At 70.0% G+C, this 22,903-nt stretch carries 18 protein-coding genes; 8 read left to right on the top strand and 10 right to left on the bottom strand.

Features of this window, described 5'->3' with window-relative positions; all coding sequences use genetic code 11:
• Positions 1-195: 195 nt before the first annotated feature.
• Positions 196-2,268, bottom strand: a complete 2,073-nt coding sequence (locus RKD05_RS15425) for a DNA gyrase/topoisomerase IV subunit B (RefSeq protein ID WP_148286426.1) — start codon at positions 2,266-2,268, stop codon at positions 196-198.
• A gap of 162 nt (positions 2,269-2,430) precedes the next feature.
• Between RKD05_RS15425 and RKD05_RS15420 the strand changes: the two genes are divergently transcribed.
• The gene (locus RKD05_RS15420) at positions 2,431-2,652 is read left to right on the top strand and encodes a DUF7455 domain-containing protein (RefSeq protein ID WP_063258652.1); all 222 of its coding nucleotides are present in this window, start codon (positions 2,431-2,433) and stop codon (positions 2,650-2,652) included.
• Between the two features lie 32 nt (positions 2,653-2,684).
• Here the strand turns inward: RKD05_RS15420 and RKD05_RS15415 are convergent, their stop codons facing one another.
• Positions 2,685-3,743 carry an alanine racemase gene (locus tag RKD05_RS15415; RefSeq protein ID WP_424711208.1) on the bottom strand — a complete coding sequence of 353 codons (1,059 nt, stop codon included), beginning with the start codon at positions 3,741-3,743 and terminating at the stop codon, positions 2,685-2,687.
• The gene (locus tag RKD05_RS15410; protein ID WP_424711206.1) at positions 3,740-4,396 is read right to left on the bottom strand and encodes an alanine racemase C-terminal domain-containing protein; all 657 of its coding nucleotides are present in this window, start codon (positions 4,394-4,396) and stop codon (positions 3,740-3,742) included. The genes RKD05_RS15415 and RKD05_RS15410 overlap by 4 nt, the downstream gene beginning before the upstream one ends.
• 296 nt (positions 4,397-4,692) lie before the next feature.
• Here RKD05_RS15410 and RKD05_RS15405 point away from each other — a divergent pair, with 296 nt between their 5' ends.
• Positions 4,693-5,466 carry a sugar-transfer associated ATP-grasp domain-containing protein gene (locus RKD05_RS15405; protein ID WP_424711204.1) on the top strand — a complete coding sequence of 258 codons (774 nt, stop codon included), beginning with the start codon at positions 4,693-4,695 and terminating at the stop codon, positions 5,464-5,466.
• Positions 5,467-5,716: 250 nt separating this feature from the next.
• Here RKD05_RS15405 and RKD05_RS15400 read toward each other — a convergent pair whose 3' ends face one another.
• The 3 genes from RKD05_RS15400 to RKD05_RS15390 form a co-directional block, all read right to left on the bottom strand.
• The gene (locus RKD05_RS15400) at positions 5,717-6,415 is read right to left on the bottom strand and encodes a coenzyme F420-0:L-glutamate ligase (RefSeq protein ID WP_424711203.1); all 699 of its coding nucleotides are present in this window, start codon (positions 6,413-6,415) and stop codon (positions 5,717-5,719) included.
• Positions 6,412-7,743 (bottom strand): RNA polymerase sigma factor, encoded by a 1,332-nt coding sequence (locus RKD05_RS15395; protein ID WP_424711202.1) that lies wholly within the window; start codon positions 7,741-7,743, stop codon positions 6,412-6,414. The genes RKD05_RS15400 and RKD05_RS15395 overlap by 4 nt, the downstream gene beginning before the upstream one ends.
• 280 nt (positions 7,744-8,023) lie before the next feature.
• Positions 8,024-8,950, bottom strand: coding sequence for a proteasome assembly chaperone family protein (locus RKD05_RS15390; protein WP_022878348.1), 927 nt, complete (start codon positions 8,948-8,950; stop codon positions 8,024-8,026).
• 85 nt (positions 8,951-9,035) lie between these two features.
• On the opposite strand from RKD05_RS15390, the gene RKD05_RS15385 reads away from it, so the two are divergent.
• The 3 genes from RKD05_RS15385 to sucB are packed head-to-tail and all read left to right on the top strand — an operon-like array spanning position 9,036 to position 13,648.
• Positions 9,036-10,502, top strand: coding sequence for a leucyl aminopeptidase (locus tag RKD05_RS15385; protein WP_424711200.1), 1,467 nt, complete (start codon positions 9,036-9,038; stop codon positions 10,500-10,502).
• Positions 10,499-11,872, top strand: coding sequence for a dihydrolipoyl dehydrogenase (gene lpdA, locus RKD05_RS15380; RefSeq protein WP_424711199.1), 1,374 nt, complete (start codon positions 10,499-10,501; stop codon positions 11,870-11,872). Before RKD05_RS15385 ends, lpdA begins: the two co-directional genes overlap by 4 nt.
• 54 nt (positions 11,873-11,926) lie before the next feature.
• Positions 11,927-13,648, top strand: a complete 1,722-nt coding sequence (gene sucB / locus RKD05_RS15375; protein ID WP_424711198.1) for a 2-oxoglutarate dehydrogenase, E2 component, dihydrolipoamide succinyltransferase — start codon at positions 11,927-11,929, stop codon at positions 13,646-13,648.
• 17 nt (positions 13,649-13,665) lie between these two features.
• Here sucB and RKD05_RS15370 read toward each other — a convergent pair whose 3' ends face one another.
• Complete coding sequence (locus RKD05_RS15370; protein WP_424711196.1) at positions 13,666-14,769, bottom strand: hypothetical protein; 1,104 nt, start codon at positions 14,767-14,769, stop codon at positions 13,666-13,668.
• A 120-nt stretch (positions 14,770-14,889) separates the two neighbouring features.
• Between RKD05_RS15370 and RKD05_RS15365 the strand changes: the two genes are divergently transcribed.
• A complete protein-coding gene (locus tag RKD05_RS15365) occupies positions 14,890-15,600 on the top strand; it encodes a DUF4191 domain-containing protein (protein ID WP_424711194.1) in 711 nt (236 codons plus the stop codon).
• A 41-nt stretch (positions 15,601-15,641) separates the two neighbouring features.
• Here the strand turns inward: RKD05_RS15365 and RKD05_RS15360 are convergent, their stop codons facing one another.
• Entirely contained in the window at positions 15,642-16,112 is a 471-nt protein-coding gene (locus RKD05_RS15360) for an RDD family protein (protein WP_424711193.1), read from the bottom strand.
• A gap of 90 nt (positions 16,113-16,202) precedes the next feature.
• Here RKD05_RS15360 and glnA point away from each other — a divergent pair, with 90 nt between their 5' ends.
• Positions 16,203-17,627 (top strand): type I glutamate--ammonia ligase, encoded by a 1,425-nt coding sequence (glnA, locus tag RKD05_RS15355; protein WP_063258174.1) that lies wholly within the window; start codon positions 16,203-16,205, stop codon positions 17,625-17,627.
• Between the two features lie 165 nt (positions 17,628-17,792).
• Here the strand turns inward: glnA and RKD05_RS15350 are convergent, their stop codons facing one another.
• The gene (locus tag RKD05_RS15350) at positions 17,793-18,107 is read right to left on the bottom strand and encodes a DUF2277 domain-containing protein (RefSeq protein WP_424711192.1); all 315 of its coding nucleotides are present in this window, start codon (positions 18,105-18,107) and stop codon (positions 17,793-17,795) included.
• Positions 18,108-18,204: 97 nt separating this feature from the next.
• Here RKD05_RS15350 and RKD05_RS15345 point away from each other — a divergent pair, with 97 nt between their 5' ends.
• Positions 18,205-19,899: a long-chain-fatty-acid--CoA ligase gene (locus tag RKD05_RS15345; RefSeq protein WP_424711191.1), complete on the top strand. Its 1,695-nt coding sequence runs from the start codon at positions 18,205-18,207 to the stop codon at positions 19,897-19,899.
• Positions 19,900-19,905: 6 nt separating this feature from the next.
• Here the strand turns inward: RKD05_RS15345 and RKD05_RS15340 are convergent, their stop codons facing one another.
• A complete protein-coding gene (locus RKD05_RS15340) occupies positions 19,906-22,896 on the bottom strand; it encodes a bifunctional [glutamine synthetase] adenylyltransferase/[glutamine synthetase]-adenylyl-L-tyrosine phosphorylase (protein ID WP_424711871.1) in 2,991 nt (996 codons plus the stop codon).
• Positions 22,897-22,903: the final 7 nt, after the last annotated feature.

Here is a 22,903-nt window from a genome sequence, read left to right as displayed (position 1 = left end):
CCCGCGGGACGGTTCGGGCGGTGGGCCGTGGCATCCGGGTGCCGTTGTGCGGAGTTCGTTGCTGACACGCCGACCGGGGGCGGGTGGGGCCGGCGTGTCGCCGGTGGACTCCGCGGGACGGTTCGGCCGAGACCGACATTCCCGGGCGGACGGATGCCACGACCCGGGAGCTGTCGCCCGAATGAGGCCGCGGCGTCAGACGTCGATGCGCTCGCGGGCCAGACGGTCGCTGGAGTCGACGATGAACTCGCGGCGCGGAGCGACGTCACTGCCCATCAGCAGGTCGAAGACCTTCGCGGCCTCTTCGATGTCGCGGACCTGCACGCGGCGCAGCGTGCGCCCGGCGCGGTCCATCGTGGTGGTCGCGAGCTGGTCGGCATCCATTTCGCCCAGGCCCTTGTACCGCTGGATCGGCTCCTGCCAGCGCTTGTTCGCCTTCTTGAGCTTCGCGAGGAGGGCGTGCAGTTCCTGCTCGCTGTAGGTGTAGATCGTCTCGTTCGGCTTGGAGCCGGGGTTCATCACGATCACGCGGTGCAGCGGCGGCACGGCGGCGAACACACGCCCGGCCTCGACGAGCGGGCGCATGTAGCGGAAGAAGAGCGTCAGCAGCAGCGTGCGGATGTGCGCGCCGTCGACGTCGGCGTCGCTCATCAGGATGATCTTCCCGTAGCGCGCGGCGTCGAGATCGAACGAGCGGCCGGAGCCGGCGCCGATGACCTGGATGATCGAGGCGCACTCGGCGTTCGACAGCATGTCGCTGATCGACGCCTTCTGCGTGTTGAGGATCTTGCCGCGGATCGGGAGCAGCGCCTGGTACGCGCTGTTGCGGGCGTCGCGGGCCGTGCCGAGCGCCGAGTTGCCCTCGACGATGAACAGCTCGGAGTCGGCGACATCGTTCGAGCGGCAGTCGACGAGCTTCGACGGAAGCGACGAGGACTCGAGCGCGTTCTTGCGGCGCTGCGTCTCTTTGTGGGTGCGCGCGGAGATGCGCGCCTTCATTTCGGAGACGACCTTCTCGAGCAGCAGCGCCGTCTGCGCCTTGTCGTCGCGCTTGGGTGAGGCGAAGCGCTCGGTCAGCTCCTTGGCGACGACCTGCGACACGATCTGCCGCACGGCCGGGGTGCCGAGGACTTCCTTGGTCTGGCCCTCGAACTGCGGCTCGGGGAGCCGGACCGTGAGGACAGCCGTGAGGCCGGCGAGGATGTCGTCCTTCTCGATCTTGTCGTTGCCGACCTTGAGCTTGCGCGCGTTCTGCTCGACCTGGGTGCGCAGGATCTTCATGAGTCCCTGCTCGAAGCCCTGCTGGTGCGTGCCGCCCTTGGGCGTGGCGATGATGTTGACGAACGAGCGGGTGGTCGTGTCGTAGCCGGTGCCCCAGCGCACGGCGATGTCGACCTCGCACTCGCGCTGCACCTCGGTCGGCACCATCGAGCCGCCGGGCTGCAGGACCGGCACCGTCTCGGTGAACGTCCCTGTGCCGGTGAGGCGCCAGGTGTCGGTGATCGCGGCGTCGGGCGCGAGGAAGTCGGCGAACTCGGAGATCCCGCCGTCGAAGCGGTAGCTCGTCTCGACCGGCTCGTCGCCGCGCTCGTCGGTGATGACGATCTCGAGCCCCGGAACGAGGAACGCGGTCTGCCGCGCGCGCTGCACGAGCTCGTCGAATCCGAACGCGGCATCCTTCGTGAAGATCTGCCGATCGGCCCAGTACCGGATGCGGGTACCCGTCGCACCGCGCGCGGCCTTGCCGACCACCCGCAGCTCGCTGCTCGCGTCGTACGGAGTGAAAGCCGAGTCGGGGCCGTCGCCCGCGAACACCCCGGGCTCGCCGCGGTGGAAGGACATCGCGTACGTCTTGCCGCCGCGGTCGACCTCGACGTCAAGACGCTCGGACAGCGCGTTGACAACGGACGCGCCGACACCGTGCAGACCGCCGGACGCCGCGTACGAGCCGCCGCCGAACTTGCCGCCGGCGTGCAGCTTCGTGAAGACGACCTCGACGCCCGTGAGACCGGTGCGCGGTTCGACGTCGACGGGGATGCCACGGGCCCGGTCACGCACCTCGACACTGCCGTCGCGATACAGCAGGACGTCGATGCGCGTCCCGTGCCCGGCGAGGGCTTCGTCGACGGAGTTGTCGATGATCTCCCACAGGCAGTGCATGAGACCCCGGGAGTCGGTGGAGCCGATGTACATGCCCGGGCGCTTGCGCACCGCTTCGAGTCCTTCGAGGACCTGGAGATGATGGGCGGAATACTCGGACGTCACGATCTCCCAGCGTAATCGGGGGCTCCGACATCGGCTTGCAGACACACAGCGAGGTCGGGTCACCGTACGCGCACAGCGAAATGTGATCAAGCCGCGGCATAGGGGAAACATCCGCGTGGTTGTATATGGAGACTCGCCCACGATCACCCGAGGAGGGCACCCGACATGACCACCACGACTGCACCCGACGCGTCCGCCGTCCTCGATCACCGCCTCACGGCAGCGGATCGCTGCGACTCCTGCGGAGCGCAGGCCTACATCGCCGCCGAGGTCAACGGCAGCGAACTCCTCTTCTGCGCCCACCACGGACGCAAGTACGAAGAGAAGCTCCGCAGCATCGCCACCTCCTGGCACGACGAGACCGCGCGTCTCACGGCCGGCGACTGACCGACTTCGTCCGAACGGGCTCCGCGCCGCTCTCACCGAGCGGAACGGGGCCCGTTCGACGTATAGCGGCGGGGCAGGGCCGGTGAGACGCGCAGCGCGATCTCCTCGCCGATCGTGTCGATGAGTTCGGCCAGATCCGTCGCGGATGCCACTCCCCCGCGCCCGAACACGATCACGTCGTCGCCGACGGCGGCATCCGTCCATCCCTCGACGAGCAGGAAGTCCGGCCCGATGCGCTGCACGAGGCGCGGACCCGCCGGGGTCGCCACGGAGAAACGCCCCTCGAGCGCGGACGGCTGCCCGTGCAGGCTGCCGAGGTCGAGACGCACGGCATCGCCCTCGACCGCGACGACCGAGGCGATCAGCGACGAGATGGGCTCGATCCCGAGCTCCGCCTCGTCCGGACCTCCCGCGGGACGGATGCCGTACGAGAACGCGCCGACCCGCACGATGTCCTCGCGGAACGGCTCGCGCGCGAACCCGGCCGCGCTGGCGGCGAGGTGCGAGAACCGCGGGGTGAGTCCCGCGTCGACGGCGGCAGCGCGCGCGGCGAGGAAGAGGGCGCGGGCGTCGTCGTCGTCGGCATCCGAGGCTTCCGAGATGTGCGACCACACACCCTCGAAGCTCGCGCGGCCATCGTCGACGAGGCGCGAGAGGCTCTCCAGCGCCGCGCCCCACCGCTCGGGTCGGATGCCGTTGCGGTGCAGGCCCGTGTCGATCTTGAGGTGGACGCGCGCCGGCGTCGGGAGGTCGGGAAGCGCCGCGAGGTCGGCGAGGAGCGCCTCGTCGCCGATGCCGAGGTCGAGATCCGCCGCCACTCCCGCGGCGAGGTCGTCGGCCCCGCCCAGGAGCCAGACGAAGATGCGCGCGTCGGGTCCGGTCATCTCGCGCACGGCGCGGCCGGTCTCGACGTCGAACGCGCCGATCCACGTCACGCCCTCGGCCGTGGCCCGGCGGATGATCGCCTCGAGACCGTGCGCGTAGGCGTCGTCCTTCACGACGAGCATGTGCTGCGCCGGGGCGACCGTTTCCCGCACACGCGCGAGGTTGCGGGCGAACGCGTCGAGATCGACGCGGTACTCGGCGCTCACGCGACGACCGTCCGCACGGCCCGGGTGCCGACGGCGGCGACGATCTCGCCGGCGCTCCAGCCCGTGGCATCCGTCCACTCGCTCAGCGACGGGTGCCCGGCGCCGGGATCGCCGAAGAACACCGCGCCCGTGCCCCATTCGGGCCGGGCGTCGGTGACGTCGACGACGCACACGTCCATCGCCACGCGCCCGACGATGCGGTACCGGTGCCCGGCGATCACGACGTCGGCGACGTTCCCCAGGGACCGCACGACACCCTGGGCGTAGCCGCCCGTGACGAGGGCGACGGTCGTGTCGCTCGGGGCGCGGTGGATGTACCCGTACGACACGCCCTCGCCCGCAAGGAGCGGCTTCGTTCCGAGCACACGCCCGTGCAGCGACAGCACGGGCTTCGCGCGCGGATCGCCGCCGGGGAGCCCGTACAGCGACGCCGCGTCGACGTCGCCCGGGTCGATGTCGAGCGCCGAGAGAACGGATGCCACCCACTCCGCGCCGTGGCCCCAGGCATCGACCGCGAGGGCGTCGCCGTCGCGCGGGCCGTCCGCAGTGCGTGCGGCGGCGAGGAGCGCGTTCGCGCGCAGATTCCGCTCCGACAGGCGGGCCACCGGAGCCACTCCCCCCGCGTCGGCGCGGACGGGGAGCGTGGAGGTCACGCCATCTAGACTATCCGGGTCCCCCGTCGCCGACCCCGGAGCCTCAATGCCTCAGCAGGGTTTCTCCCTCGTCCCCCGCCTGCGCTACCTCGCCGGACGTGCCCGCCGCATCGACGTCGGGTCGGTCATCGAGCGTGCGAAGGAGGCGTCGGAGCAGCACGGCAAGGCGCTCCCGCTCGTCGTCGCCGACATGCTGTACCAGGCGGGCGTGAAGAACGTCGGCTTTCAGGACTACATCGACTACGACTTCGCGATCCTGAGCCCCGCCGAGCGGGCGACGTACATGACGCACACCCGTGTCGAACCAGATCTCGCAGAAGTTCGACCACCCCGACTACCGGTACATCTTCCAGGACAAGGTCGAGTTCGACCGTCGCTTCAGCGAGTTCCTGCGCCGCGAGTGGATGGTCGTCGACGACGCGAACGCCGACGAGTTGCGCGCGTTCACCGAGCGCCTCGGCACCATCGTGACCAAGGAGCCCGTGGGTCAGGCCGGCACCGGCGTGCACCGCTATCACGCGGCCGAGGTCGAGGACTGGACGGCGTTCCACCGCGGTCTGCTCGAACGCGGCGAGATCCTGGTCGAGGAAGTCATCCGCCAGCACGACGACCTCGCGGCGGTCTGCCCCGGGACCGTCAACACCACGCGCGTCACGGCGTTCTTCGACGGCCAGAAGACCCACGTCCTCGCCATGGCGCAGAAGTTCGGTCGCGGCGCGGTCAGCGACCAGATGACGTTCGGCGGCTTCTACACGATGCTCGACGAGAACGGCCACGCGCTCGGCGCCGGATACGACTCGCACGGCCACGTGCACGAGTTCCACCCCGAATCGGGCGTGCGGATCGGCGACTTCCAGCTGCCGTTCGTCGACGAGGTGAAGGCCTTCGTCGACCGTGTCGCCCGCGTCGTCCCGCAGGTGCAGTACGTCGGTTGGGACATCGTCGTCGGCCCCGACGGCCCCGTCCTCGTCGAGGGCAACTGGGGTGCCGGCGTGTACGAGAACAAGCCCAGCGTCACCGGCATCCGCACCGGTCACAAGCCGCGTTACCGCGCCGCGATCGGATTCTGATCCCGGATGCCATGAGGCCCGCTCCCGTGTGGGGCGGGCCTTTCGCGTGCCGGCGGCGGGTGCGGCTCGCGTCCCTGGCTCGAGGGCTGCGGGCGAAACTCCTGAGAAATCGGGCGGTCGGCGGGTCGTGCCGCCGAAGAAGGTCGGCGCTCCCGGATTTCTCAGGAGTTCGGCTCGGGGCGTCCCGGATGCCCCGGATGCCGAGAAGGCCCGCCCCCGATGAGGGAGCGGGCCTTCTGCGTGAGCCGTGTCAGGCGGGGCGGACGATGCCGAGCGGCGTCGACTCGTGTCCCTGACCGAGCGGGTTGTCCTTGAGGATCGCGACGAGACGCTTCTCGCCGGCCTTGTCGAGCGTCGACCCGAGAATGTTGCCACCCAGGTCGTTGATGTCGACGACGGCCACGTCGAGGTCGATGCCGAGCAGCGCCTTGAGACGGGCGGCCACCTCGCGCGGACGCTCGGGTCCGAGCACGACGGCCTGGTTGTACGGCGGGATCGTGCCCTTGGTGGGGCCGTCGATCGCGCGCGCCTTGTCACCCGCGATGCGGTAGAAGTCGCCCTTGCGACCGAACGTCTTGGTCACGGCGGAGACGGCCGCGGCGAAGAGGATGCGGGGCGTCCCGCACTCGCGCAACGCCATCTCCATCGTTTCGGGCATGCCGAGCCCGATGCCGTACGGCGTCCGGGTCACGTACTTCGACAGGAACAGCGCGAGCTTGCGGGGCTTGATGCTGTCCAGCTTGAACGAGCGGCCCTGCGTGATCGCGACGATCTTCTCGGTGACGAACAGCAGGTCGCCCGGCTGCACGGCATCCTTCGCGTACTCGAGGATGAACGTGTCGAGGTCGTCGCCCGGCATGACGACCCGCGTGCGGATCGGGATGCGGGCGAACGTCGTGCCCTCGACGGTGCGGGTCAGCGCCTTCCCGGCGTTGGCTTCGGCGCTCATTCGAGGTAGTCCCGCAGCGACTGCGACCGGCTGGGGTGCCGGAGCTTGGCCATCGTCTTCGACTCGATCTGGCGGATGCGCTCACGCGTCACGCCGAACGTGTCACCGATCTGGTCGAGCGTCTTGGGCTGCCCGTCACCGAGGCCGAAGCGCATACGGATGACACCCGCTTCGCGCTCGCTGAGCGAGTCGAGGAGCGACTCGAGCTGGCGCTGGAGCATCGTGAAGCCCACCGCGTCGGCCGGGACGACCGCCTCGGTGTCTTCGATCAGGTCGCCGAACTCGCTGTCGCCGTCCTCGCCGAGCGGGGTGTGCAGCGAGATGGGCTCGCGGCCGTACTTCTGCACCTCGATGACCTTCTCGGGGGTCATGTCGAGTTCGCGGCTCAGCTCCTCGGGCGTGGGTTCGCGGCCGAGGTCCTGCAGCATCTGGCGCTGGACGCGCGCGAGCTTGTTGATGACCTCGACCATGTGCACCGGGATGCGGATGGTGCGGGCCTGGTCGGCCATGGCGCGCGTGATCGCCTGACGGATCCACCAGGTGGCGTACGTCGAGAACTTGAAGCCCTTGGTGTAATCGAACTTCTCGACCGCACGGATGAGGCCCAGGTTGCCCTCCTGGATGAGGTCGAGGAACTGCATGCCGCGACCGGTGTAGCGCTTGGCGAGCGAGACGACCAGGCGGAGGTTCGCGCCGAGGAGGTGGCTCTTCGCGCGCTGACCGTCACGGGCGACCCACTGCAGGTCGAGACCGAGCTGGCTCGTCTTCTCGGCCGGCGACATGTTCGAGAGCTTCTCTTCGGCGAAGAGACCCGCCTCGATGCGCATCGCGAGCTCGACCTCTTCGGCCGCGTTGAGGAGCGGGACCTTACCGATCTGCTTCAGGTAGTCCTTGACGGGGTCGGCGGTCGCGCCGGTGATCTGCGCCGAGTAGACGGGGACGTCGTCCTCGTCGCTCGACGAGATGACGATCGCGCCGGTCGGAAGCGCCTCGGCGGCTGCCGCGGGCTTCTCCTCGTCGTCCTCGTCGTCGTCGCTGTCGTCCGACTTCTTGGCCGCGGGCTTCGCGGTGTCGTCGCTGTCGGTGTCGTCGTCCTCGTCGGAGTCGTCCGCGACCTCGAGGTCTTCGTCGAGGTCTTCCTCGATCTCGTCCTCTTCGATGTCGTCGTCGGCCTTCGCCTTGGACTTCGCCTTGGCGGGCGTCGCCTTGGCCTTGGCGGGGGCCTTCTTGGCCGCGGTCTTCTTCGACGCGGTCGTGGTCTCCTCCGCGGTGTCGAGGTCGGTGTCCTTCTCACTGCGGGAGCGGGTCTGGGTGTTCGTGCCTGCCACGTTTCGCCTTTCACCGGGAACGTACGTTGCACGGCCGCCGGTCGTTCTCGGACACTAGTAAGACCCTTGTCAAGTCCGATCCGGTGGAGCGGGCTCCAGGTTCGGCCGACAATGGGTCAGGTTCTTCATTGTCTCACATCCCCGGCGCGGGACTTGACGTGCACCGGGCATCTGTGCGTATACAACCGTTCACGGCCGCGAGGTATTCCTGTGCGGCGTTGTCGTCGGCGGGCGCGCGGCGGCGCGGATCCCGGCTTTCGCGGTCGTGTGTGCGGAGCTGTCAGCCGAGGCGCCCGCGGCGGTCGTCGTCGCCGGGACGGTTGGCGAGGAACCGCTCGAGCTCGGCCGCGAGCTCGTCGGCGCTCGGCAGGTCGCCCGTGTGGATGATCGGTGTCGCCTGGGTGGATCCGGCCATGTAGGCGTCGTAGCGTTCCTCGAGCCCCTGCAGCATGCGGGTCAGCTCGTCGCTGCCCTCCACCTGTTCGGTGACCTTGACGAGGAACTCGCGGTTCTCTTCTCTCAGGACCTCGCCCGAGAAGACGAGTCCCGTCGCGACGGTGAGGCTGTCGAGCGCGGCCAGCGCGGCCGCGGGGTACTCCGTGTCGCCGAGGTAGTGCGGGACGAGCAGGGCGAAGCCGGCGACCTTGGCCCCGGCCTCGGCGAAGCGGTACTCGAGCAGGTGCCCCGCTGTCGAGGGGATGTGCGTGTGCGGACGCCACACCGAGTGCGCCTCCGCGAGGTCGCTCCGTGTTCCGCTCACGGTGGTGCCGATGGGGCGGGTGTGCGGCACGGGCATGGGGATCGCGTGCACCCACGTCACGGACGACACCTGAAGGCCCGCGCTGATCTCGAGGACGCTCTCGGCGAACGCCTCCCAGAGGAAGTCGGGTTCGTAGCCGGCGAGCAGCAGAAACGGCTGACCCAGCGAATCGTGGGCGAGCGACAGTTCGAGGCGCGGGGGGCGGTAGTCCGTGAGGTGGTCTTCGACGAACGTGATGAGCGGCCGCCGCGCGCGGTAGTCGAGCAGCGTGTCGTTGTCGAAGACGACGACGGGGTTCGGCTCGAGATCGTCGCGGAAGTACTCGACGAGGCGGGTGACGGCTCCGCCCGCATCGGTGAAGCCCGTGAGCGCGATGACCAGCGGCAGCCCCGACGGCACCGGCGGCGCGGCGGGTGCGCGGTCGTACAGCGGTGCGGGATAGGCCATGTCTCCACTCTACGAGCCGGGTCGGACACCTCGGCGACGGTGCGTCCCGCTGCTAGCGAACAGCCGCGAACCTAGGATGGAACCCATGCCGTATCCCTCCGTCACGCACACCGATGTCCCCGTCCTCGAGTCCGGCGCCGATGCGATCCTCCTCGTGGTCCCCAAGGCGAACGGCTCCGCGACAGATCCCGAGGGCTGGGACGGTCTCAGTGCATCGCTGACCTCGGTCGGCTTCACGGGTGGGCCGGGATCCTTCCAGCGCGTGCACGTGCCCGGCGTGACGGTTCCCGTCGCCGTGGTCGGTGCCGGATCCGACCCGGATGCCGCTGCTGTCCGCGACGCGGTCGGAACGGGCCTGCGTCAGCTCACCGGGTTCGAGCACGTCGCCGTCCAGTCGCTCGTCGACGTCCCGTGGGCGTCGCTGGCCGAGGGCGCGGCGCTCGGTGGATACCGTTTCGCCGGCTACAAGACCGAGGCCCCCAAGGAGCGCGCGTCGCGCGTGTCGGTGTACACGCCGGACGCCCCCACCGAGGCCGAGCAGACCGCCGTGTCGGCGATCGCCGGTGCTGTGGCGCTCGTGAAGGACCTCGTCACGACGCCCGCCGAGTGGCTCGGTCCCGCCGACTTCGCGGACGCCGCGGTGGAGGCCGTGAAGGGCCTGCCGGTCAAGGTCCGGGTGCTGGACGAGTATGCGCTCACCGAAGGCGGCTACGGCGGGATCCTCGGCGTCGGCCAGGGGTCGGACCGGCCGCCGCGTCTGGTGCACCTCGAGTACGCCCCCGCCGACGCCGGACGCCACGTCGCACTGGTCGGCAAGGGCATCACGTTCGACACGGGTGGCCTCTCCCTCAAGCCCGCGGCATCCATGGTCGGGATGAAGTACGACATGTGCGGTGCTGCCACGGTGCTCGCGGTACTGCGCGCCGCGGCGGAGATGGCGCTGCCGGTCCGTGTGAGCGCGTGGCTGTGCATCGCGGACAACATGCCCTCCGGTCGCGCGACCCGCCCGGGAGACGTGCTTCGCATGCTCGACGGCACCACGGTCGAGGTGCTCAACACCGATGCGGAGGGACGCCTGGTTCTGGCCGACGGTCTCGTCGCCGCGAGCCGCGAGAACCCCGACCTCATCGTCGACGTCGCGACGCTGACCGGCGCGATCACGGTCGCCCTCGGCAATCGCCACACGGGTGTCATGGGTGAGGACGACGCCGTCGCCGAATACCTCGCCGCCGCCGAGCGGGTGTCCGAACTCGCGTGGCAGCTCCCTCTCCCGGCCCACATGGTCGACGACCTGGACTCCCCCATCGCCGACTTGCAGAACGCGAAGATCGGCGATCCGGCGGGCGGGTCGCTGTTCGCCGGTCTCTTCCTGCGCCACTTCGTGGGGCGTGTCTCGGAGGAGGCGGACGCGCCGCGCATCCCGTGGGTGCACCTCGACATCGCCGGCGTCGGCATGAACAAGGGTGCGCCGTACGGCTTCACCGACAAGGGTGTGACCGGCGCGACCGTGCGCCCGCTGATCGAACTCATCGCCGCCGGCGGCGTGCGGTGACCGAGTACTCCGCCGACGTCGTCGTCCTGGGCGGAGGGAGCGGCGGCTACGCCGCTGCCCTGCGTCTGGCCGAGCTCGGCAAGGACGTCGTCCTCGTCGAGAAGGACAAGCTCGGAGGCACCTGCCTCCACCGGGGCTGCATCCCGACCAAGGCGCTCCTGCATGCGGCCGAGGTCGCCGATGCTGCGCGCGGGGCCGCGGAGATCGGCGTCCAGGCGACTTTCACGGGCGTCGATCCCGCTCGTGTGCGTTCGTACCGCGAGGGAATCGTCGCGAAGAAGTTCAAGGGACTCGAGGGCCTGATCTCGACCCGCGGCATCCGCGTGGTCGCCGGTGAGGGATCGCTCGAGGCGGGGCCGGCCGTGCGCGTCGGCGACGACCTGTACCGCGCGTCCGACGTCATCCTCGCGACCGGGTCGTACACCCGCACCCTCCCGGGGCTCGAGATCGGGGGTCGAGTGCTGAGCAGCGAGCAGGCGCTCGACCTGGACGTCGTGCCCGAGCGCGTCGTCGTCCTGGGCGGTGGAGTGATCGGCGTGGAGTTCGCGAGCGTGTGGCGCTCGTTCGGCGTCGAGGTGACGATCGTCGAGGCTCTGCCGCACCTGCTGCCCGCCGAGGACGTCGCCTCGAGCAAGGCGTTGGAACGGGCGTTCCGCAAGCGCGGGATCACGTTCCATCTGGGCAAGCGGTTCTCGTCGATCACGGAGACGGCAGCGTCGGTGACGGTCAGCCTGGATGACGGGACGACCCTGGATGCCGATTACGTCCTTGTCGCCGTCGGTCGCGGTCCCGCCACGGCGGGCCTGGGCTTCGAGGAGGCCGGCGTCCGCCTCGAGCGCGGTTTCGTGCAGACCGACGAGCGCCTCCGCACCACCGTCCCGCACGTCTGGGCCGTCGGCGACATCGTCGCCGGTCTGCAGCTCGCCCATCGCGGATTCGCGCAGGGCATCTTCGTGGCAGAGGAGATCGCCGGCCTCGCTCCGGTGCTCGTTCCCGACATCGATGTCCCGCGCGTGGCGTATTCGCATCCCGAGGTCGCCTCCGTCGGACTCACGGAGGCGCAGGCGCAGGAGCGCTTCGGCGCTGATGGCATCCGTGCCTACGAGTACAACCTCGCGGGCAACGGGCGCAGCGAGATCATCGGCACGTCGGGCATCGTCAAGATCGTCCGACGCGTCGACGGTCCCGTCGTGGGTGCCCATCTCGTGGGCGATCGCGTCGGCGAACTCATCACCGAGGCGCAGCTCGCGATCGGGTGGGAAGCCCACCCCGAGGACATCGCACCGTTCATCCACGCCCACCCCACTCAGAGCGAAGCACTGGGCGAGGCCTTCCTCGCACTGGCCGGCAAGCCGCTGCACGCACTCTGACCCCTCAGCCGTCACTAAGCTAGACACCGCATCCGGTACGAAGGAGACATATCCATGAGCACTTCCGTCGTCCTCCCCGCTCTCGGCGAGAGCGTGACCGAGGGAACGGTCACCCGCTGGCTCAAGCGGGTCGGTGACACCGTCCAGGAGGACGAAGGTCTCTTGGAGATCTCGACCGACAAGGTCGACACCGAAATCCCCTCGCCCGTCTCGGGCGTGATCGAGGAGATCCTCGTCCAGGAAGACGAGACCGTCGAGGTCGGCGCCATCCTCGCCAAGATCGGCGACGGCTCGGGTGCAGCTCCCGCGGACGACGCTCCCGCGGCCGCCGCCGCCGAAGAGACGCCCGCGCCCGCCGAAGAGGCCGCGCCCGCCGAGGAGGCGGCGCCCGCCGCCCCGGCCGAGCAGCCCGCGGCTCCCGCCGCGTCGAGCGACGCGACCGAGGTCAAGCTCCCCGAACTCGGCGAGAGCGTCACCGAGGGCACCATCACCCGGTGGCTGAAGGCCGTCGGCGACGACGTCGCGGTCGACGAGCCGCTCCTCGAGATCTCGACCGACAAGGTCGACACCGAGATCCCCTCGCCCGTCGCGGGCACCCTGCAGGAGATCCTCGTCCAGGAGGACGAGACGGTCGCCGTGGGCTCCGCGCTCGCCCGCATCGGCAGCGGAGCGGCCGCCCCCGCGCAGGCGCAGCCCGCCCCGGCCATCGAGCCCGAGCCGATCCAGCAGCCCCAGCCCTCCGAGGTGCAGGAGCAGCCCGCCGCCCCCGCCGCGGAAGAGAAGCCCGCCGCTCCGGCGCCGCAGGCCCCCGCTCCGGCGCCTGCCCCGGCGGCCGCTCCCGCCTCGAGCGGTGACGAGATCACTTACGTCACGCCGCTCGTGCGTCGCCTCGCTCAGCAGCAGGGCGTCGACCTCTCGACCGTCAGCGGCAGCGGCGTCGGTGGTCGCATCCGCAAGGAAGACGTCCTGAAGGCCGCCGAGGCCGCGAAGGCGGCTCCGGCCGCGTCCGCCGCTCCGGCCGCTGCGCCCGCGGCTCCCGCCGCGCCGGTCGAGGTCTCGCCGCTGCGGGGAACCACGCAGAAGATGACGCGTCTGCGCAAGGTCATCGCGGAGCGCGCCGTCGCTTCGATGCAGGCCACGGCGCAGCTGACCACCGTGGTCGAGGTCGACGTGACCAAGGTCGCGGCTCTGCGCGACCGTGTGAAGGGCGAGTTCCAGCAGAAGACGGGCGACAAGCTGTCGTTCCTCCCCTTCTTCGCCCTCGCCGCCGTCGAGGCGCTGAAGACGTACCCGATCATCAACTCCACGGTCGAGGGCGACGAGATCGTCTACCCGGCGCACGAGAACGTCTCGATCGCGGTCGACACCGAGCGGGGCCTTCTCACGCCGGTCGTGAAGGATGCGGGCGAGAAGAACATCGCCCAGCTCGCGCGCGAGATCGCCGATCTGGCGGCGCGCACCCGCGACAACAAGCTGAAGCCCGACGAGCTCGCGGGCGGCACGTTCACGCTGACCAACACCGGTTCGCGTGGCGCGCTGTTCGACACCCCGATCGTCTTCCTGCCGCAGTCGGCCATCCTCGGCCTCGGTGCGGTCGTGAAGAAGCCCGGCGTGGTCTCGGTCGACGGCAAGGACGCGATCTCGGTCCGCTCGTACGTCTACCTCGCGCTGTCGTACGACCACCGCATCATCGATGGTGCCGATGCCGCCCGCTTCCTCGGTGCGGTCAAGGCTCGCCTCGAGGCCGCGGCGTTCGAGGGCGACCTCGGGATCTGATCCCCGCCGACACCGGCTCATGATGGCTGGTCCGCAACGTCTCTGACGGAGCGGACCAGCCATCGGTCTTGTCCCCGGACGAGGGTGACGTACTGAGCCCGTTCCCCGTCCGTGAGTCGGACGACGGCGAGCCCGCCGAAGTCGTCGATCACGTCGAGTCGGGCGTTTCGCGGATCCAGCGGCGCGGGTTCCGCGAGGTCGGCCGGAGCTTCGCGAAGCGGAGCCGCACACACGTCGTCCGTGCAGGCGGCGAGCGAGGACAGCAGGGCGGATGCCGCGGAGGCGAGGTCGCCGGACGTCGTCTCGGACGAGCCGCCCGGTGCGGTGTCGGAGGCTTGCGGCGCCACCCCATCGCGCGAGGCCGTGGCAGGTCCTGACTCCGCCGCGCTGCTCGAGGAGTCCGTCGGCTCCGCAGTCGGAGTCGCACGAGAGGACACGGCTCCGTTATGCTCCCTGCGGTCGGCCCCCGCCCCCGGCGTCTCCCCGCCGGGCGCCGCGGCAGCCGCAGGCTCGCCGAACGACGCAGCAGCCCCAGGCTCGCCCGACGGCGTCGTCACCATCATCGCGACCACCACGACGACCACGGCGGCCCCGACTCCGGCGAACAGCACCCGCGGCCGCACACGTCCGAGGGCGGCACGCACTGCCGCGAGGAACGGCGGGGGCTCGGCATCCGATCCGCTGACGTTCGGCGGCGGCGTGCTGTCGGGCATGGCCGGGCTCAGCGGTCCGAGGACGATCGGCTGCGGCTCGATGACGGCGAGCAGGCGCCGCTCGAGGGTGTCCCACGTCGGCGGCGGGTCGGTGAGCAGAGCGTCGCGCAGGCGAGCGAACCCGGGGCGCACGTCGGGCGGTACGAGGGACGCGAGGTCGTCCAGGACGGCGACGCTCGCCTCGAGGACGTCGTCACCGCCGGGCTCGTCCACGAGGACGGGTCGTCCCTCGGCGGTGATCCGCCACTGGGCGCCCGCGGCACGGGAGGGAGCCGCCGCACACCCCCGCACGACCGCGACCGCGAGAGTCGTGGCCTCCCCCGCGGTCAGCGGGAGCGCGCTCCGTCGTCGTCGTCGGAGATAGCCGACGACGGTGTCGATCGTGGTGTCGAGCGGAACGGGAGGCATGTCCCGATGCTCGCCGACCGGGGACCACGCCGTCGGGGTAGAACCGCGGTTCCGTGGAGGAATCCGAGATCAGCTCGGGTGGGGAGGAGCGGTGCCGGGGGCGAAGATAGAATCGAACGCATGGCCGCTCGCACCTCCACCCCCGAGAAGCGCCCGGGATTCTTCTCCCAGCTGCGCACCCTGTACACCTTCACGCAGAAGGAGTACCGCTGGCTCCCCTTCGCGCTGGCCGGAATCGTGCTCGTGGGCATCGGCCTCGGCGTGCTCGTCGGGTTCCTGCTTCCGCAGCCCGCGGCATGGAGCATCATCCTGTGGGGTGTCACGGGTCTGCTCGCCGGCATCCTGGCCGGGATGATCACCATGACGCGCCTGTCGACGAAGGCCATGTACCGGCAGATCGACGGCATGCCCGGTGCCACCGGCCACGTGCTCACGTCGTCGCTCGGACGCAATTGGCAGGCCTCGGAGACGCCGATCGGTGTGAACCCGCGGACACAGGATGCCGTCTACCGCGCCATCGGCCGGGGCGGCGTCGTGCTCGTGGGTGAGGGCTCCCGCGCGCGCCTGTCCCGTCTCGTGAACGAGGAGCGCGCACGTGTCCAGCGCGTGGCCGCGGGCGTTCCCGTCACCGTTCTCTACGTCGGACACGGCGAGGGTGACGTGGAGATCAAGAACCTCGCGTCGGCCATCAAGGCGCTGCCCAAGAAGGTCGACCGCACGACCCAGGCCGCGGTCATCAAGCGCGTGGCATCCGTCTCTCCGGGGCTGTCGTCGCTGCCGATCCCGAAGGGCGTCGACCCGACCAAGATGCGTGCGCCGCGCCCTCGCTGATCCTCGACGAACGACCCCGCTCCGGCGGGGTCGTTCTCGTTTCAGCGTCGGACGAGAACCGTTCCGACGGCCTTGTCGTGCAGCCCGCGCTGATCGGCGTCCCACACGACGGCGGGGATGATCAGACCCAGCAGCAGGGTGCGGACGACCGGGCGCCACACCCCGACCCATCCCCCGGATGCCAGTTCCAGACGCATGCCGAGCAGTCGGTGCCCGGGGCTTCCCCCGATCAGCGGGATGAAGACGATCTGCACGAGGAAGAAGATGAGGTTCGTCGCGATCGGGTTCGCGAACGGCACACCGGTCACCGGATCGGGCGACGAGAAGAACGCGTAGCCGATGAGCCCGGCGCACGCGACGTCCACGAGGAGGGCGGCGATCCGGCGGCCGGGACGGGCGATCGAGCCACGGCCCTCGCGGGGAAGGCCGAGTCGCTGGCCCGGGTAGGTGTTCTCTGCGGCGGGTGTCACAATCCTCAGCGTAATCGGGCTCGTGTAACACGCCCGAAACATCCGAGATATCGCAGAGACACCGGTTCTGGATAGGGTCGGGGAGGCTGGCCGAGGCCTACCGATCCCGAATGTTCTACCTCTGGAGTCTTCATGTTCAAAGATTCGTCCGAGGTGCTCAAGTTCATCCAGGACGAGGACGTCAAGTTCCTCGACATCCGTTTCACGGACCTTCCTGGCGTGCAGCAGCACTTCAACATCCCCGCGTCGACCGTCGACGAGGAGTTCTTCACCGTCGGACAGCTGTTCGATGGCTCGTCGATCCGCGGGTTCGCGAACATCCACGAGTCGGACATGCAGCTCATCCCCGACGTGACGACGGCGTACCTCGACCCGTTCCGCGAGGCGAAGACGCTCATCATGGTCTTCGACATCTACAACCCGCGTAACGGTGAGATCTACTCGAAGGACCCGCGTCAGGTCGCCAAGAAGGCCGAGAAGTACCTCGCCTCCACCGGCATCGCCGACACCGCGTTCTTCGCTCCCGAGGCCGAGTTCTACATCTTCGACGACGTCCGCTACGAGGTGAAGCAGAACGCCAGCTTCTACTCCGTGGACTCCGAAGAGGGTGCCTGGAACACCGGTCGCGTGGAAGAGGGCGGAAACCTCGCCAACAAGACCCCCTACAAGGGCGGCTACTTCCCCGTCTCGCCCGTCGACAAGCAGGCCGACCTCCGCGACGACATCAGCCTCAAGCTGATCGACGCCGGCCTCATCCTCGAGCGCGCTCACCACGAGGTGGGCACCGGCGGTCAGGCCGAGATCAACTACCGCTTCGACACGATGGTGCACGCGGCCGACGACATCCTGAAGTTCAAGTACATCGTCAAGAACACGGCGCTCGAGTGGGGCAAGGTCGCGACCTTCATGCCGAAGCCCCTCTTCGGTGACAACGGTTCGGGCATGCACACGCACCAGTCGCTGTGGAACGACGGCAAGCCGCTGTTCTACGACGAGGCCGGCTACGGCGGGCTCTCCGACATCGCGCGCTGGTACATCGGTGGCATCCTGGCCCACGCGCCCGCCGTGCTCGCCTTCACGAACCCGACCCTCAACAGCTACCACCGTCTGGTGAAGGGCTTCGAGGCTCCGGTCAACCTGGTGTACTCGGCCGGTAACCGCTCCGCGGCCATCCGTATCCCGATCACGGGCACGAACCCCAAGGCCAAGCGCATCGAGTTCCGCGCGCCGGACGCCTCGGGCAACCCGTACCTCGCGTTCGCCGCGCAGCTGATGGCCGGCATCGACGGCATCAAGAACCGCATCGAGCCGCACGAGCCCGTCGACAAGGACCTGTACGAGCTTCCCGCCGAGGAGGCCAAGAACATTCCTCAGGTTCCGAACTCGCTGCTCGACTCGCTCGAGGCTCTCCGCGCCGACCACGAGTTCCTGCTCGCCGGTGGTGTCTTCACCCAGGAGCTCATCGACACCTGGATCGAGTACAAGATCGAGAACGAGATCCAGCCGCTGGCCCAGCGCCCGCACCCCTTCGAGTACGAGCTGTACTTCGGGGTCTGATCTCCGGATCATTCACGACGAAGCCCGTCCCCGCCGTTTCGCGGGGGCGGGCTTCGTCGTTCCACGCGCGGAATCACCGCGGTACCGAATGACGACGGCATCCCGGATCTGGAGAGCCCGGATGCCACTCCCCTGTTCGAGCGCTTCGACGAGGGCTGATGGGGCTCAGGATGCCGAGCGCGCGGCGCGCTTCTGCTCCTGGAACACGCGGATCGCCTCGTAGCGGTCCGCCGATCGGGCCTGCCGTTTCGCGGCCTCCACCTCACGCGTCTTGGGCGGAGCCGTCGTGACGAGTTCGTCGAGCAGCCGACGTGTGGCCTCGGCGATCTCCTCCACGGCGCGATCGAACACTTCCTGATTCGCGCGGGACGGTTTCGTCGTCCCCGAAATCTTGCGGACGAACTGCAGCGCCGCGTCGTGGCACTCGTCGTCGGACGCGGGCGGCTCGAAGTTGTGGAGCGGCACGATGTTGCGGCACATGCCGACAGGGTAAGCCGCTCGCCCGCGACGGGAAAGACCCCGCGTTCCCGGCATCCGCACAGCGGACGTGTCGGTGGGGTCGGGAAGGATGGATGCCATGACCTCCCCCTACGCGTCGCGTCCGTGGCTGAGCTCGTACGCCGAAGGCGTGCCGCACGACATCGATGAGCCCTCGCAGACGCTGCCCGAGATGATCGCGGACTCGGTGCACCGCTACGGCAAGAGCGTCGCGCTCGAGTTCTTCGGCGCGCAGACCACCTACCGCGAGTTGGGCGACCAGATCATCCGCGCGGCTGAGGGGCTGCGACGTCTCGGCGTCAAGGCGGGCGACCGTGTCGCGCTCGTGCTGCCGAACTGCCCGCAGCACGTGGTCGCGTTCTACGCCGCGCTGCGGCTCGGCGCGATCGTCATCGAGCACAACCCGCTCTACACCGCGCGTGAGCTGCGGCACCAGTTCGAGGACCACGGCGCGAAGTTCGCGATCGTGTGGGACAAAGTCGCCGACCTGGTCGCCGATTTCCCGTCCGACCTGGCGCTCGTGCACATCGTGAGCGTCGACATCACGCGGGCGATGCCCCTCGGCACTCGCCTCGCGCTCCGTCTGCCGGTGAAGAAGGCGCGGGAGTCCCGCGCCCAGCTCACCGCCGCGCCGACGTCCAAGCGCCCGAAGCCGTGGGACGCGCTGCTCACCCACGGGAGGCTCTCGCGGAAGCACCACGGTCCGCTTCTCGGCGACATCGCGCTGCTGCAGTACACCAGCGGCACGACCGGCAACCCCAAGGGCGCCGTCCTCACGCACGCGAACCTCCGCGCCAACGCGATGCAGGGTCGCGCCTGGGTTCCGGGCCTCCACGACGGCGAGGAGACGTTCTACGGCGTGCTCCCCCTGTTCCATGCCTACGGGCTCACGCTGTGCCTGACGTTCGCGATGAGCATCGGCGCGAAGCTCGTGCTGTTCCCGAAGTACGACCTCGACCTCGTGGCATCCGCGGTCAAGAAGAGCCCGCCGACGTTCCTGCCGGCCGTTCCCCCGATCTACGACCAGCTCGCGCGCGCCGCCGTCCGCGGCACGCTCGACCTGTCGACCGTCCGGTTCGCGATCTCGGGCGCCATGAGCCTGCCGGTCGCCACCGTCGACCGGTGGGAGGCGGCCACGGGCGGTCTGCTGGTCGAGGGGTACGGCATGACCGAGTCGTCGCCGGTGGCACTCGGCAACCCGATCGGTCCATCGCGGCGTCCGGGCACGGTGGGTGTGCCGTTCCCGAGCACCGACATCCGGGTGGTCGACCCGTCCGACCCCGAGAAGGACCTCCCGCTCGGCGAGGCCGGCGAGCTGCTCCTGCGCGGGCCGCAGGTGTTCCAGGGGTACTGGAACCGTCCCGCCGATACCGCCGCGACGCTCCTCGACGGCGGCTGGCTCCGCACCGGCGACATCGCCTCGGTCTCGGCCGACGGCTTCGTCACGATCGTCGACCGGCTGAAGGAGATCATCATCACCGGCGGCTTCAACGTGTCGCCCAGCGAGGTGGAGGACGTTCTGGTGTCGCATCCCGACATCGAGGGTGCCGCGGTCGTCGCTCTCCCGAAGCCCCGAGGCGGGGAGGACGTCGCCGCCGCGATCGTCGTGCGCGACGGCGTGCAGATCGAGCCCGAGGCGATCCGCGACTACTGCAAGTCGCGGCTCGCGGCCTACAAGGTCCCGCGGCGCGTGGTCGTCGTCGACGACCTGCCGCGGTCGCTCATCGGCAAGGTGCTGCGTCGTGAGGTGCGGGAGCGACTGCTGGCATCCTGAACCGGATCATCCGTAGAAGAGCTTCTCGAACACGCGGCGGGCGCGCCGCGTGGCGCCGAGGTAGTCCTCTTCGACCTGGGTGGCCGAGTGGGGCGGGTACTCGAGGATCCGTCCGATGCCGTCGAGGCGGGCACGGTCGGCCGGCAGCACGTCGCTCGTCTGCCCGGACAGCAGCGTGTTGGCCGATCGCAGGCGGCTTGCCAGGTGCCAGGATGCCGCGAGCTTCTCCGCCGCGTCCGGGGCGATGAGGCCGGCCTCCACCGCGGCTCCCAGCGCGCCCAGCGTCGACGTCGTGCGCATCTCCGGGATCGCGCGTGCGTGCTGCAGCTGAAGGATCTGCACGAGCCACTCGACGTCGCTGATCGACCCGGGGCCGAGTTTCAGGTGGCGCGCGGGGTCGGCGCCCTGCGGGAGGCGTTCGTTCTCGACGCGGGCCTTGATCCGACGGATCTCGCGGAGCCCGTTCGGGTCGGCGGTCGCGGGGTACCGCACGTCGTCGGCGAGGGCGATGAAGTCGGCGATGAGCTTGACGCTTCCCGCGACACCGCGGGCGCGTAGCAGCGCCTGCGCCTCCCACGACAACGACCACCGGCGGTAGTACTCGGCGTACGCGTCGAGCGAGCGGGCGAGGGGGCCGCTACGGCCCTCCGGGCGCAGATCCGCGTCGAGGTCGAGGGGAAGGCGGTGGTCCTCGGAGTGCTCGCGCAGACCGGCCACGATCTTCAACGCCAGCGTGCTCGCGCGCTGCGGGTCGACGCCGTTCGCGCGATAGACGTACATCACATCGGCATCCGACCCGAATCCGATCTCGCGCCCGCCGAAGCGTCCCATGGCGATGATCGAGAAGTCGAGGGCGTCGTCCTCGGGCGGAACGACCTCGCGGCGCACCGCGCGGAGCGTCGCCTGGATCGTGACCTCGGTGATCGTGGTGAGGGCGTCCGACAGCTCTTCGAGCGACACGACCTCGAGTACCGCGGCCATGGCGATGCGGAGCATCTCGCGGCGGCGGAGCGCGCGCACCGACCGCATGGCGCCCTCGATGTCGTCCCAGCGCGTCTGGATCGCGCGAGCCTCCTCCTGCAGCGCAGCGCCGGAGCGCGGCCGCAGCAGCGCGTCGTCGTCGAGCCACGCGACCGACTCGGGGATCCACTCCATCAGCTCGCCGATGTAGCGCGAGCCCGACAGCACGCGGGTGAGGCTCTCGGCGGCGCCGGCGGAGTCGCGCAGCATCCGCAGGAACCACGGGGTGTTGCCGAGCCGTTCGCTGATACGGCGGAACACGAGCAGGCCGTAGTCGGGGTCGACGCCGTCGGCGAACCACCGGATCATGATCGGCATGAGGTGCCGCTGGATCGTCGCCTTGCGGCTCAGGCCGCTGGTGAGCGCCGCGATGTGCCGCAGTGCGCCGGCCGGGTCGCGGAAGCCGATCGCCGCGAGGCGGTCGCGCGCCTGCTCGGTCGAGAGCGACCGCTCCCCCTCGGGCAGCGCGGCCACGGCCGACAGCAGCGGCCGGTAGAACAGGCGGACGTGGATGTCACGGACCTCGCGCTTGATGCTCTCCCAGGCGGCCTGCACGCCCGCGGCGGAGTCCGCGAGTCCGGTGGCGCGCGCGAGGACGCGGAGGTCGTCCTCCTTCTCGGGCAGCAGCGCCGTGCGACGGAGTCCGCGGAGCTGCAACCGGTGCTCGATGAGCCGCAGGAGGCGGTAGTCGCGCCCGAAGGCCTCGGCTTCGCTCCGGCCGATGTACCCCTCGGCGACGAGCGCGTCGAGGGCCTCCAGCGTGCCGCGCTGACGGATGCGGTCGTCGGTGAGTCCGTGCACGAGCTGCAGCAGCTGCACGGTGAACTCGACATCCCGGATGCCACCGGGCCCGAGCTTCACCTGCCGGTTGATCTCGGCCGCGGGGATGTGCTCGGTGACGCGCTCGCGCATGCGCTGGACGCCCTCGACGAAGTTCTCGCGCGCGGCACTGTGCCACACCAGCGGCTGCACGGCCGCGATGTACTCGGCGCCGAGGGCCGGGTCGCCGGCGATCGCGCGGGCCTTCAGGAGCGCCTGGAACTCCCAGCTCTTCGCCCAGCGGGCGTAGTACTGCTCGTGGGCGCCGAGGCTGCGGACGAGCGCCCCCTGCTTGCCCTCGGGGCGGAGGTTCGGGTCGACCTCCCATAGCGGCGGCTCGATCTCGGGGCCGGAGATGCCGCGCATCGTCTGTACCGCGAGGCGGGTGCCGATGTCGATCGCGCGGGCCTCGGACACGACCTCCTCATCGGCGCTGCCGCCGACGAAGATGACGTCCACGTCGCTCACGTAGTTCAGCTCGCGCGCCCCGGTCTTGCCCATCGCGATGATCGCGAAACGCGTCGCGGCGACCTGGGCGCGTGGGAACGTGCCGGGCCCGGTGCCGGACACGCGTGACCGGGCGACGGCCAGCGATGCCTCGAGCGCGGCCCCCGCGAGGTCGGCCAGGGCCGCCGACACGATGTCGATCGCCGCGGCCGAATCCTCCTGGCCGAGGTCGTACGCGGCGATCCTCGCCAGCAGACGGCGGTACCGCACGCGCAGCGCCACCCACGCGGCATCCGTCGCATCGGCGGCGAAGCCGTCTTCTTCGCCGACGGATGCCAACAGCTCGGCGCGCATGGACTGCTCGTCGGGCACGGTCAGACCCGCGCCGGCGAGGTGGGCGATCTCGTCCGGATGCCGGAGGTAGAACTCCGCGAACCCGTCGGACGCCCCCACGATGTCCCACAGCGCGCGCCACGTGCCCGCGTCGGCGGCCGCGGCCCGGACGGCAGCGGCATCCCGTCGCGCGATCTGCACGAGCGCCGAAAGCGCCCGGTCCGGATCGGCGACGCGGTGCGCCAGGTCCATGGCATCCGCGCGCTCGGCGCCCGTGAGCTGTTCGAGCTCGCCCAAGCCCGCATCGGCTTCCGCGAGACGCGAGAAGCCGGTGCGGGCCAGGGCGGTGAGCGCCGTCGATCGATCGCCCGAGATCACCACGGCG

Origin of the sequence: Microbacterium sp. SLBN-111, assembly GCF_049739645.1 — a bacterium.
Taxonomy (GTDB): Bacteria; Actinomycetota; Actinomycetes; order Actinomycetales; family Microbacteriaceae; genus Microbacterium.
This window is presented reverse-complemented; position numbering and strand designations above follow the sequence as displayed.

What these genes read in the sequence shown, in the direction of transcription:
- RKD05_RS15420 (WP_063258652.1), top strand. Translation starts at nt 2,431, where the DNA reads ATGACCACCACGACTGCACCCGACGCGTCCGCCGTCCTCGATCACCGC.
- RKD05_RS15400 (WP_424711203.1), bottom strand. Translation starts at nt 6,415, where the DNA reads ATGAGCGCCGAAGCCAACGCCGGGAAGGCGCTGACCCGCACCGTCGAG.
- RKD05_RS15390 (WP_022878348.1), bottom strand. Translation starts at nt 8,950, where the DNA reads ATGGCCTATCCCGCACCGCTGTACGACCGCGCACCCGCCGCGCCGCCG.
- RKD05_RS15385 (WP_424711200.1), top strand. Translation starts at nt 9,036, where the DNA reads ATGCCGTATCCCTCCGTCACGCACACCGATGTCCCCGTCCTCGAGTCC.
- sucB (WP_424711198.1), top strand. Translation starts at nt 11,927, where the DNA reads ATGAGCACTTCCGTCGTCCTCCCCGCTCTCGGCGAGAGCGTGACCGAG.
- RKD05_RS15370 (WP_424711196.1), bottom strand. Translation starts at nt 14,769, where the DNA reads ATGCCTCCCGTTCCGCTCGACACCACGATCGACACCGTCGTCGGCTAT.
- RKD05_RS15365 (WP_424711194.1), top strand. Translation starts at nt 14,890, where the DNA reads ATGGCCGCTCGCACCTCCACCCCCGAGAAGCGCCCGGGATTCTTCTCC.
- RKD05_RS15360 (WP_424711193.1), bottom strand. Translation starts at nt 16,112, where the DNA reads ATGTTTCGGGCGTGTTACACGAGCCCGATTACGCTGAGGATTGTGACA.
- glnA (WP_063258174.1), top strand. Translation starts at nt 16,203, where the DNA reads ATGTTCAAAGATTCGTCCGAGGTGCTCAAGTTCATCCAGGACGAGGAC.
- RKD05_RS15350 (WP_424711192.1), bottom strand. Translation starts at nt 18,107, where the DNA reads ATGTGCCGCAACATCGTGCCGCTCCACAACTTCGAGCCGCCCGCGTCC.
- RKD05_RS15345 (WP_424711191.1), top strand. Translation starts at nt 18,205, where the DNA reads ATGACCTCCCCCTACGCGTCGCGTCCGTGGCTGAGCTCGTACGCCGAA.